General features: G+C 55.4%; 14 protein-coding genes. 7 read left to right on the forward strand and 7 right to left on the reverse strand.

Annotated elements, in window-relative coordinates; genetic code table 11:
• Window position 1: 1 nt before the first annotated feature.
• From floA to G0Q06_RS06855, 3 genes are read right to left on the reverse strand one after another with little or no spacing between them, the layout of a single operon-like run.
• A complete protein-coding gene (gene floA, locus G0Q06_RS06845) occupies window positions 2–1033 on the reverse strand; it encodes a flotillin-like protein FloA (RefSeq protein WP_163963817.1) in 1032 nt (343 codons plus the stop codon).
• A complete protein-coding gene (locus tag G0Q06_RS06850) occupies window positions 1030–1491 on the reverse strand; it encodes an NfeD family protein (protein ID WP_163963819.1) in 462 nt (153 codons plus the stop codon). Before G0Q06_RS06850 ends, floA begins: the two co-directional genes overlap by 4 nt.
• Window positions 1488–3050, reverse strand: coding sequence for an NfeD family protein (locus tag G0Q06_RS06855; protein WP_163963821.1), 1563 nt, complete (start codon window positions 3048–3050; stop codon window positions 1488–1490). Before G0Q06_RS06855 ends, G0Q06_RS06850 begins: the two co-directional genes overlap by 4 nt.
• Window positions 3051–3097: 47 nt before the next feature.
• Here G0Q06_RS06855 and queG point away from each other — a divergent pair, with 47 nt between their 5' ends.
• From queG to G0Q06_RS06870, 3 genes are all read left to right on the forward strand, one after another.
• Window positions 3098–4114 carry a tRNA epoxyqueuosine(34) reductase QueG gene (queG, locus tag G0Q06_RS06860; protein WP_163963823.1) on the forward strand — a complete coding sequence of 339 codons (1017 nt, stop codon included), beginning with the start codon at window positions 3098–3100 and terminating at the stop codon, window positions 4112–4114.
• Between the two features lie 62 nt (window positions 4115–4176).
• Window positions 4177–5205: a mechanosensitive ion channel family protein gene (locus tag G0Q06_RS06865; RefSeq protein WP_163963825.1), complete on the forward strand. Its 1029-nt coding sequence runs from the start codon at window positions 4177–4179 to the stop codon at window positions 5203–5205.
• Window positions 5206–5211: 6 nt separating this feature from the next.
• Complete coding sequence (locus tag G0Q06_RS06870) at window positions 5212–5619, forward strand: VOC family protein (protein ID WP_163963827.1); 408 nt, start codon at window positions 5212–5214, stop codon at window positions 5617–5619.
• 3 nt (window positions 5620–5622) lie between these two features.
• Here the strand turns inward: G0Q06_RS06870 and G0Q06_RS06875 are convergent, their stop codons facing one another.
• Together G0Q06_RS06875 and hrpB are read right to left on the reverse strand one after the other, a co-directional pair.
• Entirely contained in the window at window positions 5623–5928 is a 306-nt protein-coding gene (locus tag G0Q06_RS06875) for a Smr/MutS family protein (RefSeq protein WP_163963829.1), read from the reverse strand.
• 33 nt (window positions 5929–5961) lie between these two features.
• Window positions 5962–8475 carry an ATP-dependent helicase HrpB gene (gene hrpB, locus G0Q06_RS06880; protein WP_163963831.1) on the reverse strand — a complete coding sequence of 838 codons (2514 nt, stop codon included), beginning with the start codon at window positions 8473–8475 and terminating at the stop codon, window positions 5962–5964.
• Between the two features lie 81 nt (window positions 8476–8556).
• On the opposite strand from hrpB, the gene mnmE reads away from it, so the two are divergent.
• The 4 genes from mnmE (at window position 8557) to G0Q06_RS06900 (ending at window position 13962) form a co-directional block, all read left to right on the forward strand.
• Window positions 8557–9909 carry a tRNA uridine-5-carboxymethylaminomethyl(34) synthesis GTPase MnmE gene (gene mnmE, locus G0Q06_RS06885; RefSeq protein WP_163963833.1) on the forward strand — a complete coding sequence of 451 codons (1353 nt, stop codon included), beginning with the start codon at window positions 8557–8559 and terminating at the stop codon, window positions 9907–9909.
• A gap of 17 nt (window positions 9910–9926) precedes the next feature.
• On the forward strand, window positions 9927–11831 hold the full coding sequence (locus G0Q06_RS06890; protein ID WP_163963835.1) for a tRNA uridine-5-carboxymethylaminomethyl modification enzyme MnmG/GidA: 1905 nt from the start codon (window positions 9927–9929) through the stop codon (window positions 11829–11831).
• Window positions 11832–11970: 139 nt separating this feature from the next.
• Complete coding sequence (locus tag G0Q06_RS06895) at window positions 11971–12669, forward strand: response regulator (protein WP_163963837.1); 699 nt, start codon at window positions 11971–11973, stop codon at window positions 12667–12669.
• Window positions 12670–12753: 84 nt separating this feature from the next.
• Window positions 12754–13962 carry a sensor histidine kinase gene (locus G0Q06_RS06900; RefSeq protein WP_163963838.1) on the forward strand — a complete coding sequence of 403 codons (1209 nt, stop codon included), beginning with the start codon at window positions 12754–12756 and terminating at the stop codon, window positions 13960–13962.
• On the opposite strand, the gene trmB is transcribed toward G0Q06_RS06900, so the two are convergent.
• Together trmB and G0Q06_RS06910 are read right to left on the reverse strand one after the other, a co-directional pair.
• Window positions 13925–14557, reverse strand: a complete 633-nt coding sequence (gene trmB, locus G0Q06_RS06905) for a tRNA (guanosine(46)-N7)-methyltransferase TrmB (RefSeq protein WP_163963840.1) — start codon at window positions 14555–14557, stop codon at window positions 13925–13927. The two genes, G0Q06_RS06900 and trmB, sit on opposite strands and share 38 nt — an antisense overlap.
• A 5-nt stretch (window positions 14558–14562) precedes the next feature.
• Window positions 14563–14775: a hypothetical protein gene (locus G0Q06_RS06910; protein WP_163963842.1), complete on the reverse strand. Its 213-nt coding sequence runs from the start codon at window positions 14773–14775 to the stop codon at window positions 14563–14565.
• Between the last annotated feature and the right edge of the window lie 87 nt (window positions 14776–14862).

The following is a 14862-nucleotide window of genomic DNA, read 5'->3' on the forward strand; positions in this document are numbered from 1 at the left end:
ATTACTGCGGATCCCTTGAATCCTCAGGCTTGGCAATGGATTGGCGCATATCGGTATCGGATTCGATATTCTTAAGGCGCATATAGTCCATCACACCAAGGTTTCCTTTACGGAAAGCTTCTGCCATGGCGAGCGGGACTTGGGCTTGGGCTTCAACCACCTTGGCCTGCATCTCCTGGACCTTGGCCTGCATTTCCTGCTCAAGGGCGACAGCCGCGGCGCGACGAATTTCCGCCTGGGCCTGGGCCATGTTTTTGTTGGCCTCGGCTTGGGCAACCTGAAGTTGCGCCCCGACGTTTTCACCAACATCCACATCAGCAATATCAATTGAAAGGATTTCGAAAGCCGTGCCGGTATCAAGGCCACGGTTGAGAACATTCCGGGAAATCGAATCCGGATTCTCGAGGACCCACTTGTAGCTTTCCGCGGAACCGATTGTTGTGACAATCCCTTCACCCACACGGGCGATGATGGTTTCCTCCTGGGCGCTCCCGACGTAGTGCTCAAGGTTTGATCGCACCGTGACCCGTGCGCGCGCCTTGACTTGAATCCCGTCCTTGGCAACCCCGTCAATCGTGCTTTTTCCCATATTCGGGTTTGGGCAATCGATCACCATCGGATTAATGGAGGTACGGACAGCCTGGATAATTGATTTTTCGGTCCCCTTGGTAGCGAGATCGATCGCACAGCCCTGGTCCCAATCAAGGGGGATCCCGGCTTTCTGGGCATTAATCAGTCCTGATATGGTCTGGAGAATATCCCCGCCAGCCATGAAGTGGGTTTCGAATTCATTCACCGTTATCGGCAGGCCTGCTTTAACCGCCATAATCCGGGCGTCCACAATAACGGAGTAAGGCAATTTGCGCAGATAGCGCATGGCGATGAGGTTCCACATGCTGACCGGCGCTCCGGATGAGAAGGCCTTGAGCCAGACACTCAGGAAGGATCCCACAATGAAGAGCAGGATAAGAATAACGACCAGGCCAAGAATGGCACCGATCTGCGGCAGGGTGATGGCGATTAGTAGGTTCATTTCTTTTCTACGATGAGTTTAAAAGTTTCAGTGCGGACAACACGGATGAATGCCCCTTTTTCAAGATATCCATCCAAGGCGGAAGCCGTATAAGCTTTACCTTCAATTTCAACTTTGCCGCTGGGGGCAAGTATTGTCAAGGTGACCCCCTCTTGCCCAACCAGTTTTTCATCCGCTCTGGGATTCAGTTTTGCCGAAATGGATGACTGGAGAGATAGTTGACGCCCAAAGCGGGTCTTGGAAAGGACACGGATCTCGATGAAGAACATCAAAAGGGCACCCACAAGCCCAAGGAAGAGGATTGTGATCGCCCAGATCAGGCCAAACTCGGTGTAGGCCACCGCGGAAGCTGCCAGAAGAAGAATGCCTCCCAACACGGCGAGCACCCCTCCCGGAAGAAAAATCTCAAAAAAGAAGAGGACGAAAGCAGTAATGATTAATCCGATCAACAAGCTCATGATGACAAATCCTCCTCTGCTTCAACCAGAAGGCTGAAGTTTTTATATCCCGTGACGACCACCGGGGTTCCGCGGTCAAGGGAACCGATTGCCACAGACGCCTGATACCGTTTTCCGTCAATGGAAACCTCCCCAAGCGGATGCATGGGGCCAACCACAACACCCTTCGCGCCGACATCCGGAAGAGCCTCCGTGCCGCGCACTTCTCCGCCTCCGGATATCACAGGATCAGGCATGGCGCCGGATATGGAATGAACGAGTCTACCATAAATGGGCGTATTCGGCAGGAATCGCCAGATCAGCCACAGCCCGAATGCTGCAATGGCGAAGGCTCCCAGAATTTCATACAGGGCCGCCCATATTGAATCCATTTCCACTGTGAACGAAATGCCGCCCGGGCCATCCCCATCGGGAGTAGGCCATATGTCCGAAAGGGACCAGAGCAAGGAGCCGAGGATGAAAACAAGTCCAAGGACAAGAAAAACAAAAGTCCCCGGCAGAAGGAATATATCGACAACGATAAAGACCAGTCCGAGGAGAAAAAACAGGATGGCCTCAAAGCCGGCCAGTCCGGCCAGGTAGTTGCTGGCAAATACAATCGCGACAAGCGTGAGGCCGGCGATTCCGAACAAACCGAAACCGGGAGTCTTGAATTCAACAAAGAGGAGCAACAATCCGAGGCCTAATAAAATGGGCGCAATAGAGTCCAGATACTTGGCGGCCTCCTCCGACCAGGAAATTTCGAAGGTTTCAAGGACGGTCACCCCTTCCCCGTAGCGCTGGGCCAGGAGATCGTCCAAATCCGTGGCAATGCCGTCCGCAAGGAGGGGAAACGGGGGATCACCGTACAGCTCGACGGCTTCGGCAGCGGTCACGGAGAGTAACTCCCCCTCTGCCTTTAAAACCTTTCCGTCAATCTCCAACTCATAATCGAGATCGGCCATGGCCCTGATAACCTCTGCACGATAGGGAAATTCCCCGGTGTAACTGCGCATGCGGGCCAACAGGTAGCTGTTGATTTTCGCTTTCATGCTTTCGTCAATCTCCTGCCCGCCTCCGGAAACAACCGCAGCGGCCCCCATGACCCCGTCCGGGGCAAAATAGATGGAATCGGTCGCCATGCTGATATAGGCTCCGGCTGAGATCGCGTCCTTGTTCACAAACGTGATGGTCTCCCCATCAAAGCGTTCGAGCAGCTCCATCATATCGAGCGTGACATCCAGACGGCCACCAGGCGTATCCATATCCAGGACGATGACATTCACGTTCTGCTCAATCGCCTGCTTGATGCTGCGCCGGAGAATAAACAGGTTTGGCTTGGAAATGCCTTCGGTGATGGGAACCCGGTAGACATGAACCTTGCCATCATCACTCATGAGCGGCTTGGCTCGTTCTTCCGGTGTCATTGTTTCGACCGCGATGGCCTCAACAACAGGATCCGCACGCTTGGAGACAGCCGCGGGCGGGTCTTCTTTTTCCGGTGCGGGGCCCCAATTGGCGAAAGCCGTTAATCCGAAGAAAAAAAGGAAAAGAAAGAGGGTATTGCATGACCTTGTCATCTTGTTCCTTAATTAAACCGGATTTCCCCACTTCACAAGCACTCTCGATGAAGAATCTCGACCCCAATGAAGCCAAAAGAATCCTTGTTGAAAAGGCAGGGAGCCTCGGGCTGGATCCGGTGGGAGTGGCTCCGGTACCAGCGGAGCTACGGCAGGATTACTTTTACAAGTGGCTTGAGACGGACCAGCACGGAGAGATGGGATGGATGGCGCGGGATCCGGAACGACGCGCCAACCCCGAACAAGTTCAACCCGGGGCGCATTGCATCCTGTGCTTTGGCTTGAATTACTACCAACCGGAGCCCGGTCGCCGGGGCCGCATTGCCAAGTACGCTCTCGGGAAGGATTATCACAAGGTGATGATCAACAAGCTGAAGACACTCTGTAAATGGCTTCAGGAAATAGGCGCCACCAACCGGCCTTATGTCGATACGGGGCCACTGCTGGAAAAACCGATTGCCGCCCTTGCTGGCATTGGATGGCAGGGGAAGAACACCATGGTTCTCAATGGAGAGCACGGGCAGTGGTTGTTTTTGGGGTTTATCCTGACGACTTTTCCGTTTCCAGTGGACAAACCACAGCAGGACCGGTGTGGCACATGCACCCGCTGTATCGATATTTGCCCGACACGCGCCATCACCGCGCCCTATCAACTGGACGCCCGCAAATGCATTTCCTACCTGACGATTGAGCACAAGGGGTCCATCCCCCTGCCCTACCGGCGGTTGATGGGTGACCATCTTTACGGCTGTGACGATTGCCTTGATATTTGCCCATGGAACAAATGGGCGCGAAAAACCCGGGAAGCGGCCTTTGAAGCACGCGATTATCCGGATCTCCGCGAATTGTTAACCATGGATGATGATGCGTTTAACAATCTCTTTGCGGGATCTCCTGTCCGCCGCCTGAAGCGGCCCCGCTTCCTGAGGAATGTCTGTATTGTCCTGGGCAATTCCGGCACACGGGAGGATTTACCCGTGCTTAAAAAGGCCGCCATGGATCCGGACACCTTGATCGCCGAGCACGCCCAATGGGCTATTGCGGAGATCGAGGACCGCGGATAAGTCCATTCAGCACTCAAAATCAATCCTTGTCGGGGTGCGGATTCAACCCTAGCCTGCCATTAATGGAAACGGTGAGCAGGTTTATCCCCATTGCGATCACATTGCCTGCAGTCGTCTTTGGATTGTGGCTGCTCCATTGGGTGCTTCTCGGGAGGCACAAGGACCTGGCAAGTGAGAAGAAATTTACCCGGCAACTAATCATGCTCGGGCTGACGATTGTCGGTGTGGTCAGCATCGCGCTGGCCCTTCCTGTCGTGGAAAGCACCCGCAACCAGGTCATTGCCTTCATCGGGCTTGTTGTCTCAGGGATTCTCGCTTTTTCCTCTACCACCCTCTTCGCAAATCTCATGGGGGGCCTCATGATGCGCATCACCCAACCCTTCCGGGCGGGTGACTTTATCCGGGTCGAGGAATACTTTGGCCGTGTGGCCGAACGGGGATTAATGGATACCGAGATACAAACGGAGACCCGGGAATTAATTGCCATCCCAAACACTTTCCTCATCTCGCATCCCGTGTCAGTGATCCGAAGCTCCGGCACCATTGTCTCGGCCACTCTTTCCCTTGGATACGACCTTCACCACTCACAGATTGAACCGCTTCTCACGGAAGCCGCGAGTTCATGCGGGCTTGAAGAGCCGTTCGTTCATATCATGAAGCTCGGGGACACCGCTGTCACCTACAAGGTCAATGGCATGTTGAAGGAAACCAAGAGCTTCCTCACCGCCAAATCCAAGCTATATGCGGCTGTCCTCGACCGCTTGCACCGGGAGAATATTGAAATTGTCTCCCCGGCATTCATGAACCAGCGCCCCCTCAGGGACGGGCAGCAATTCATTCCACAGCCTGTTTATGCGAAGTCTGTCACGGCCGCGACGGAGGCCGAAAAGATCGTCTTCGACAAGGCCGAGGAAGCCGAGGCGCGTGAGTTTGAGCGGGAATCCCTGAAGGCGGAAATCCAGAAACTCGAGGAGGAGCTCAAATTGGCTGAAGGGGATGAAAAGGAACGCCTCCGCTACCAACTGGAAGGATCCAAGGAAGCCCTTGAAACCCTTGGGAAACCTGCCGATACATCCACTGACAACCCTTGACCGGACATGATTAAGCGAGTCGCACACATTTGTATCCATTCTGAGGACCTTGGAAAAACAGAGGCTTTTTATTGCAAGGGTCTTGGCATGAAGCGCTATTTCGACTTTCAGCGTGAGGCGGAGCTCTTTGGCTTTTACCTCAAGGCGGGAAATGATTCCTTTATCGAAGTCTTCAAGGGCAAACCGGATGCTGCAGAGGGTGCCATCAGGCATGTTGCCCTTGAGGTCGATGACATTGAATCCGTTCTGGAGGATGTCGCCAAGGCCGGCTTTCCGGTGGGGGAAAAGAAAATGGGCGCTGACTTGTCTTGGCAGGCCTGGCTCGAAGACCCGAACGGGGTCAAGATCGAGTTGCACGAGTATACTTCCGAGAGTTCCCAGCTGACCGGCCGGGACTGCGTGGTCGACTGGTAGAGCCTAGTTACGCAGACTGACCAGGGTCGCTCCCCAACCACCAGCATTGCCGGGCGCCAAGGTGTAGGATTTTACCCGTTCGTGCCGCTCGAGAAGGGCGTGGACTTGCTGGCGCAGGACGCCCATTCCTTTTCCGTGGATGATCCTCAGTTCATGGATGCCTTTTTCCTCGCAAGCCTCAATATAAGCCAGAACGACCGCCTTAACCTCCCTCGGGTGAAAAGTGTGCAGGTCCAGGACACCGTCCACCGGCACTTCAAGGGGATCATTAAAATCAGCTGATTCCTGCTCGCCGTTCTGTGTGGTCATGATTTCGCAGAATGGGCCCGAAACGAGGCAAAATCAACGCCATTCATGCTTTGGATAGCGGCCGAACAGGTCTTTCCGGATCTGGGGATACTGCCCCGTCCAGAACCCGTCCAGATCATCGGTAATCTGCACCGGGCGGCCATTTGGAGCGAGGATTTCAAGCCGCAGAGGCTGCTTTCCTTGACAAATGACGAGTGATTTTCCCGGAACATCATACAATTGCTGGATGCGCGCCGGGAGGACCACCGTACCGTCTTCCTCGTAGCGGAGCTTGACCCGGCTTCCTCCCGGAAGCGGAAATCTCGGTGGAGCCCATTCATCAACGAGAGGCAGCATCGCATCGGGTAACCAGCTTTGCAGGACTGGCAGGACGGCCCGGTCCTTCACTTCCTTGTAGGCGGTCGATCCCTCGCAGATTTGTTCGATCAATAAAAGCCGGTCCGCCTGCTCGATAGGCTTGATTTCAAGCTCTGGACAAGCGCGGGCCAGCACGTTGAGGCGACGAATCCATGTCTCGGCCTCATTGTCCCATTTTTTCAGGATCCACCCCTCGCTGACGATATGCTCCGCGAGGACTTGCGCGGCTCCGGCTGGATCCGGCTCCCCGTTTTCCCGTTCTTCAAGGAGTAGTCCCCGGAAAACTGTCCGCTCAACCCGTTCGACTCGGCGGCGGGCTTGATCCATACGCTCCACGCCTTCCTGAATGACTTCGCCCGGATATAGCTCATCCAGCCAGCTGCGTTCAATAACGGTGTTTCCGCCGAGAAAAAGGGTCGCTTCTCCCCGGAATTCGCGCTCCTCGACCTCCGCTGAGACAAATAGCCCAGCCCCGCCTATCAAGCTTCCACGGCGGATTTCGCCCCGGCGGCCATGCACGAGCTCACAACGGAGGGTGCCCCGGTCCAAGCGCTTGGCGAGATGATCCACGTATCCGGTCAGCAGGCATTTGGCAAAATCCTGCACGGTCCCTCCTCCTCCGCTTTCACGATTACACGTCAGGCGCTTGAGTTGCTCGAATACTCGACTGGCTTGCCTCAAAGTCTGGCCGTGCACACCCCATTCGCGGCACCAAGCCATTGAGCCGCCGGCTTTCATCGCCTGTTGCCAGACAAGGACCCCCTGGAGCAGATCGGAAACCCCTTCTGCTGCTGCCCACCAGGCCTCCCGCTCAGCAGCCTTTCTCTTGTCATTGATGGGAAGAATCAGTTGTCGTCCCTCGCTCAGCGCAATAGCCGCAATGAGCAGATCCTCACAGCCCGCTTCTTGCCCGGCAACCAGGATGCGGCTGAAGCGGGGATGCAAGGGGAAGCGGGCCAATGTCCGGCCAAGTGCCGTGATTTTTCCGTCGCGGGAGGCGCCGAGGTCTGTGAGGAGCTCCCCGGCATGCTCCCAAGCAAGCTGAGGGGGCGGCTCCAGCCAGGGAAAGGAGTCCGCCTGACCAAGGGAAAGCAGTTGCAGGCGAATCTCCGTCAGATCAAGTCGCTGGATCTCTGGAGGCGTGAAGGCAGACCGGTGTTCATGATCCTTTCTTGACCAGAGCCGGAAGCAGTGTCCCGGCGCAACGCGGCCCGCCCGGCCGGCGCGCTGGTCTGCACTCGCCCGGCTGATTTTTTCGGTCAAAAGGGTGTTCACTCCCCTTCGCGCATCAAAGTCTGGAATTCGGGCCAGCCCGCAATCAATCACGGTCCGAATCCCCGGAAGGGTCAGCGAGGTTTCCGCGATATTCGTTGAGACAATGACCCGAGGCACCGAACCGGTACCAATTGCCTTGTCCTGGGAGGTGGCGTCCAGCTCCCCGTGAAGGGGATAGACCTCCCAGCCACGAGCTGCCCGGCTTGCCTGGATTGCCTCCACGGTGCGCATGATCTCGTACTTGCCCGGCATGAAGACCAGGATGTCCCCTTCAGCCCCCGCCTCCACCGCACGGCGAAAGCCCTCCGCCGCCTGATCCCACACACGGTCCGTCCCGGCAGCGCCAAGATAATTGACTTCAACCGGATATTGTCGGCCCTCGCTCTCCAATACCTCCGCTTCAGGCAGATAGGACTTTAAGCCGGCCACTTCAAGGGTCGCTGAGAAAATCCCAATGCGGCCACCCCACCCTGCTTTCTGACGCGCCAAGGCAAGCCCGAGGCCCACGTCCCCTTCAAGGTGTCGCTCGTGAAATTCATCAAATAGGATTGCCCCGACCCCTTTCAGATCGTCCCCGCCCGCCAACATCCGCAAAAGCAATCCTTCCGTGACATAGAGCAAACGAGTTGACGGGCTCCTGCGCGATTCAAAGCGGATCTGGTAGCCAGCCACCTGCCCCACGGGCTGGTCCAGCTCGCTGGCAACGCGTCGGGCAAGGAGGCGGGCGGCCATTCTGCGGGGTTGCAGGATGATGATGGTTTTATCTTCCGGAAAATCCTTCCATTCCATAAGGAAACGGGGCACACGGGTGGATTTGCCGGACCCAGTTGGCGCTCGGAGGATAAAATTGGGACTTTTTGACCAGGCCGCGTGCAAATCCGGAAGCAGGTCATCAATAGGGAGCGCGATGGGCATGCTTATGGATAGGCCTACTAAGGGGGAAAAGAAAAGCAAAAGATGTTGCCTCCTAAGGGTTTTCACTTCCCCTGTAGACTTATGACGCCGATTGACACCATTATCGCCCCCGCCACGGCCTCCGGAGAGGCCGCGTTGGCTGTAATCCGGGTGAGCGGACCGCTCGTTCCGGAGCTGGTTGAAGCAATCTTTGGCAAGGCTCCCCTGCCCCGTCAGGTACGATTGGGCCGCTATCTTTCCACAGATGGACGAACTCTCGATACCTTGATCTACACGGTTTACGAGGAGGGCAAATCTTACAGCGGTGATTGGCTTCTTGAGCTCACCCCCCACGGCAACCCGTGGTTGGTCCGTAAAATCCTTGATGATCTCCTTGGCCGGGGCTGTCGGTTGGCCGAAGCGGGTGAATTCACGCGCCGGGCCTTTTTGAACGGAAAGCTGGACTTGAGTCAGGCTGAAGCGGTCGTCCAGGTCATACAGGCCCGCTCTGAACGGGCTCTGGAGGCGGCCAGGCGCCAATTGTCGGGTTCGGTGGGCCGGACTGTTGATTCACTCGTTGACCGGCTCCTCGTCGTCACGGCGATGTTGGAGGCCTACATCGACTTTCCAGAGGAGGATCTTCCACCGGAGGACCAAAAGGGTCCCGCACAGGCGCTCTCCTCCCTTGTCACGGACATGGAAAGCCTCATTGCCACACGTCAATACGCCTCCCTTCTGCACGACGGGGTCAAATGCGTTATCCTCGGCGAACCCAACGTTGGGAAATCCAGCCTCCTCAATGCCTTGACGGGTGAAGATCGCGTCATTGTCTCCGCTGAGCCCGGAACAACCCGGGATTATGTCGAGGAACGCATCCATATTGGCCCCTACCTGCTTCGCATAATTGATACTGCCGGGCTCCACGAAGCCGCTTCATCTCTGGAGGAAGAGGGCATCCACCGTTCGCTTGAGCAGATCGAGTCGGCCGACCTGCTCCTTGTCGTGCTCGACTCCACGCGGCCCGCCCCCACCCTGCCCGATCCGGTCGTCCGCCTCTTGAATGAGCGGAACACCGTTGTCGTTGTGAACAAGGTGGATCTCGCCGAGGGGAAAGATCTCGCCGCTTTTGCCGCAGATTGTCCGCATGTTCCGATTTCCGCCGCCAAACAGACGGGTCTGAATGATCTTCGGGAGGTCATCCGCCGCTCCCTTGAGGAGGGTTTGGTCATTCCCGATGAAAGTGCCGTTATTGTCTCCGCCCGCCATGCCGAGGCCCTCGCGCAGGCCAAATCCCTCCTTCAAGAGAGCCGTGAGAAGCTCCGGGAAGGTCTTCCCGCAGAGCTGGTCGCCTCCGACCTCCATGCCGCCATTGAATCCATGGGCCTTATCACGGGAAAGATCGATAATGAGTCCATTCTGGATCGACTTTTTAACCGGTTTTGCATTGGTAAGTAATTGTTTATTAAAGGTTTATGAATTCTCAGAACCATTTTGACATCATTGTCTGCGGCGCCGGACACGCCGGCTGCGAAGCCGCCCTCGCCGCTGCCCGGATGGGTGCCAGAACACTCATGCTGACCGGCAATATCGACACCATTGCCCAGATGTCCTGCAATCCGGCCATCGGCGGACTCGCCAAGGGACACATGGTCCGGGAAATTGATGCCCTGGGCGGTGAAATGGCGATCAATACAGATCTAACCGCGATCCAGTTCCGCCTCCTCAATGCCTCCAAAGGCCCTGCCGTGCAAGCCTGCCGCGCCCAGTGTGACAAGAAGGCGTACCAGTTCCGGATGAAGCACACCCTGGAGCTCACACCCAACCTCAGCGTCTTTCAGGCACTGGTCACAGGCTTGATGTACAAAAATGGCGCGGTCACCGGCGTTGAGACTCAATTGGGGATGACTTTCACCGCAAAGGCCGTCATTGTCACCACCGGGACCTTTCTTCGCGCATTGATGCACGTTGGGCGCTCCAAGTCGGAAGGCGGCCGCATGGGTGATTTCAGCGCCAAGACCCTCTCCAATTCCTTCTCGGAGGCCGGGATTGAGCTATCACGCCTTAAAACAGGCACGCCATGCCGCTTGCTGGGCCGCTCAATCGACTTTTCAAGCATGGAACCCCAGCACGGGGATCCGCTCCCCACCCTGTTTGCCTTCTATGACACGCGCTCGGATGAGTCGATGTTCCACGTGGAACAGGGTCAGCGTGTCCCAACCGACGAATTCAAACGGCAAATGTTCCACGTGGAACAAAACGGGCAACGACGGATCGGAGAATGCCCCGGAAACAATCAAGTACCCTGCTGGACAACCAGCACCACAGAGAAAACACACCAGCTCATACAGGACAACCTGCATCAATCCGCCCTCTACGCCGGGGAAATTCAGGGCACGGGACCCCGCTATTGTCCCTCCATTGAAGATAAGATCGTCCGCTTCACCGAAAAACCCCAGCACAAGCTGTTTCTTGAGCCGGAAGGCCGCCACACCGACGAATGGTACGTTAACGGCCTCTCAACAAGTCTGCCATTCGATGTACAACAGGAAATGCTTAAAACCATCCCCGGGCTGGAAAACGCGCACATGCTGAGACCGGCCTATGCCGTTGAGTACGATTTCGCCCAACCAACGCAGTTATTTGCCTCACTTGAGTCAAAGAAAGTGGAAAATCTGTTCTTTGCCGGCCAGATCAACGGAACTTCCGGGTATGAGGAAGCCGCCGCACAGGGATTAATTGCCGGAATCAACGCAACATTGAAGATTCGCGGGGAAAAACCCGTCTACATTGGCCGCGAGACCGCCTATATTGGTGTCCTTATCGATGACCTTGTGACAAAAGGGACAACCGAGCCGTACAGAATGTTTACTTCACGGGCCGAACATCGGCTTTTATTCAACCAAGGATCAGCTGAGCTGCGTCTCGCACAGCTCGTTGAGACCTGCAGACTGGTCCCGGAAGACCGCCTCAAGCGCATTCAGGCCAAACAAACGGCTGTGGAGAAGTGGGTTGATAAGTTTGAGCGCGAAACCCGGAGTGGGGGAACCTGGGGGGACTTTATCCGACGGGACGGCGATATTAACGAAACACCCGTCACGTTTCGTGAACTTTCGAAGGAAACCCAGGAAGAAGTCCTGTACCGGGTCCGGTATAAGGGATACCTCGAGCGGGAAATGCGGACTATCGCGAAACTGCAACAAACAGACCGGATCCGCATTCCCAGGGATTTAGACTACACGGCGGTGTCGGGACTCAGGGCCGAAGCAGCACAAAAGTTGAACACCATCCGACCTGACACACTCGGCCAGGCGTCGCGCATTTCGGGAGTCAATCCGACCGATATCACCATCATAATGATTGCGCTGAGGGTTTCTTAAATCGTTGGTATACAATTGTTTATGTAGTTTTATGCCGTTGTAACCCCCTCGCTGCGTATTGTCACACAATTGTTTCCCAATTGGCGTTGCCGTGAAGCCCATGAGCGCTTTGCTTGTACAAAAGTCTGCTCAACGGAAAATGAAAACATTATCAGGCAAACGCATTTTAATCGTCGATGACGAGCCGGATGTGACGGAGTTGATCTCGTACAAGCTCGCGAGAGAAGGTTGCGAGGTAGAAGTCCTCAATGATCCACTACAGGTTATTGGGACAGCCCGTGAATTTCGGCCGGACCTCTTCATTCTGGATATCATGATGCCGGAGCTTGATGGATTGAAGGTTTGTCGTTTGATCCGGGCCGATCGGGAACTTAAATCCGTGCCGGTCATTTTCCTGACAGCGCGGGGAGAGGTGGAGAACCGGATTGAAGGACTGGAGCAGGGAGGTGACGACTACATCGCCAAACCCTTTGATACGAAAGAACTGATCCTGAGGATAGGCTCTGTCCTGAAGCGCTCGGGACCTGGAACTGAAAAGGAAAAGGAACGTCTTGTCTCGGGAAGTATTGTCCTCGACGAAGAACTGCACCAGGTAAGTGTCGCGGGTAAAGAGGTCGAATTAACAGCAACGGAATTCAAACTGTTGAAGTTGCTCATGCAGAGAAAGGGTAGGGTGCTGACGCGGGAAAATCTCCTCGTCAACGTCTGGAATTACGACACCAACACGGAAACGCGGACCATCGACACACACATCAGGCGGTTGAGGGAAAAACTGGCCGGGGACTCCAATCCAATCGAAACCGTTCGCGGGGTAGGGTACCGTTTCATCGCGAATTAAACCCCTTTATTTGTAGTTGTTTTGTCATTACTTTTTATAGTCACCCTGATTCTTTTTTGCATCGTGCTGATGCAACTGCTTTCCATGAGAAAGGCCGTGAGGGGCCTCACTGAGGCAGCCCGGGAAAGCAGGCCCGTGCTTGTGGATAAGCGGGGAGGGCCCTTCAACAGCGGGCTCGTTAGGGGTCTTGTATTCGCTTACAATGAATTAATCCGGGAAAAGGCTGACATTTCCGATACCGGGAAAAAGCAGTTCGAACAGATACAGGCCACACTCGCCAACCTCCGGGAAGCTGTGGTCATGATCGACGAGGAGAAGCGGATCCAGCTGGCAAACCCGGCCTTTGGGAAAATTATCGGGGAAGAGATGAATCCGGTCGGTCATCGTCTCGACCTCTATATTTCCAGTCCGGATTTCCTTGAATTCCTGTCAACGATGAGCAACTCGGATGAGGGAAGCCAGACGGAACTTGAGGCGGTTGTCGGCGGAAGAACCTGCTGGCTTGAGATTAGCATGGCTCCCCTGCCAAAGTATTTGTATCCAGAAAACCGCTACACGCTGTTTGTGCTCCATGACATAACCCGGCAGAAAGGCCTTGAAAGGATGCGGTCGGATTTTGTCGCAAACGTCTCGCACGAGCTTCGCACACCCGTCACCGTAATCAAGGGATTTGCCGAGACCCTGGTGGAGGACCATGAGGAACTTCCGTCGAGCGAACAAATCCGTTTCCTTGAGAAAATCCACGACCACTCGACCCGTCTTGACCATCTTTTACGCGACCTCCTGCTCCTCTCCCGGATTGAATCGGCGGAGATGGGGCTGGAGAGGGAAGCGCTTTCCCTGTCCAGTTTTTTGTCCGGCAGGAGAGATGCCTGGAAAGCCATTCTCGAGGGTAGAGGCGGAGAACTGGAGCTCATCCACGAAGGAGAAAATGACCAGATCATGGCAGACCCTCTGCGCTTGACCCAGGTCATCACGAATCTTCTGCAAAATGCGGTTTTGCATGCGAAGGGCTTCACGCGCATTCGCCTGAAAACACATGTTGAAGAGGCAATGGTCCTGCTCGTCGTCGAAGATGACGGCGCCGGCATACCGGAAAAGGACCTGCCGCATATTTTCCAACGATTTTACCGGGTGGAAAAGGGCCGATCCAGGGATTCCGGGGGAACGGGATTGGGCTTATCCATCGTGAAGCACATTGTCGTCCGACACGGCGGCAATATTCTGGCCCGGAACGTGAAGGGTGGGGGAACGGCTATTGAGATTCGCTTTCCCCGGTTTCAAGAGGGCTGAAGCACGCCGTGAGCGATTGATAATCGCCGAGCAGGTCCTGAAAAAAGGAGGGATTTTCAAACGGCCACTCAATATCGTCACGAATGTGCCAATCAGCGTGGGAGGCGATGACTTCCATCCCCCAGGCAAAATTCTCCGGATGATCCGTCCGAAAATGGAGCTGGGTTCCCTCTTTGGCAATCTGGCCGAGGGCGTCGAGCAGGCTGCTTTGGAGAATCCGGTTCTTGGCGTGACGCTTTTTCGGCCACGGATCCGGGAAGAGAATGAAGACCCGTTCCAATGTCAGGTGCTCCGGCCACGCCTTAAGAAATTCCCGAATTTCCGCCTTGAGGAAATGCAGGTTCTGCAAATTCCGCTTATCCCGTTTCTGGCAGGCTTTCAAAATCCGCTTTGTGACAAGATCCACGCCGATGCAACGCTTGTCGGGATGCTGAAGGGCATAGGCGGTCAGGTAGTGACCGTGGCCACATCCAATCTCGAGGGTGACGGTCTCTGGAACCCGCGCGATCTCAACCAGCGTTTCCCGGAGGCGTCGGATCCGTTCAGCCTGGCGGTCAAGAAAGCGCTGCTGGCCCTCCGGCAGGGATGCGGCCATTTCGCTCATAGGGTAAGCCAAGCGAGGAATACCAACTGAAGGACCAGGAACAGGCAGACGAGGGTCCAGAAGAAGAAACTGAGGGCATTAAACGCGATCTTGCGTTCCTGATGAGAAAGGTTTGGAAGGACAGGAGCTTCCCCGCGTGGAAGGACGTTCCTGTTACGGAGTTTCCCGATGTCACCAGTGATGTCTTTTGCCCCAGGCATGGATTCCATAAGAAGTTATCTTTTATTATATATAAAGAACTTCTTCTTAATATAGGGTGTGAATATCTTAACATCTCCGTAAGCCACTGAATATTA

Origin of the sequence: Oceanipulchritudo coccoides (assembly GCF_010500615.1) — a bacterium.
GTDB classification, from domain to species: domain Bacteria; phylum Verrucomicrobiota; class Verrucomicrobiia; order Opitutales; family Oceanipulchritudinaceae; genus Oceanipulchritudo; species Oceanipulchritudo coccoides.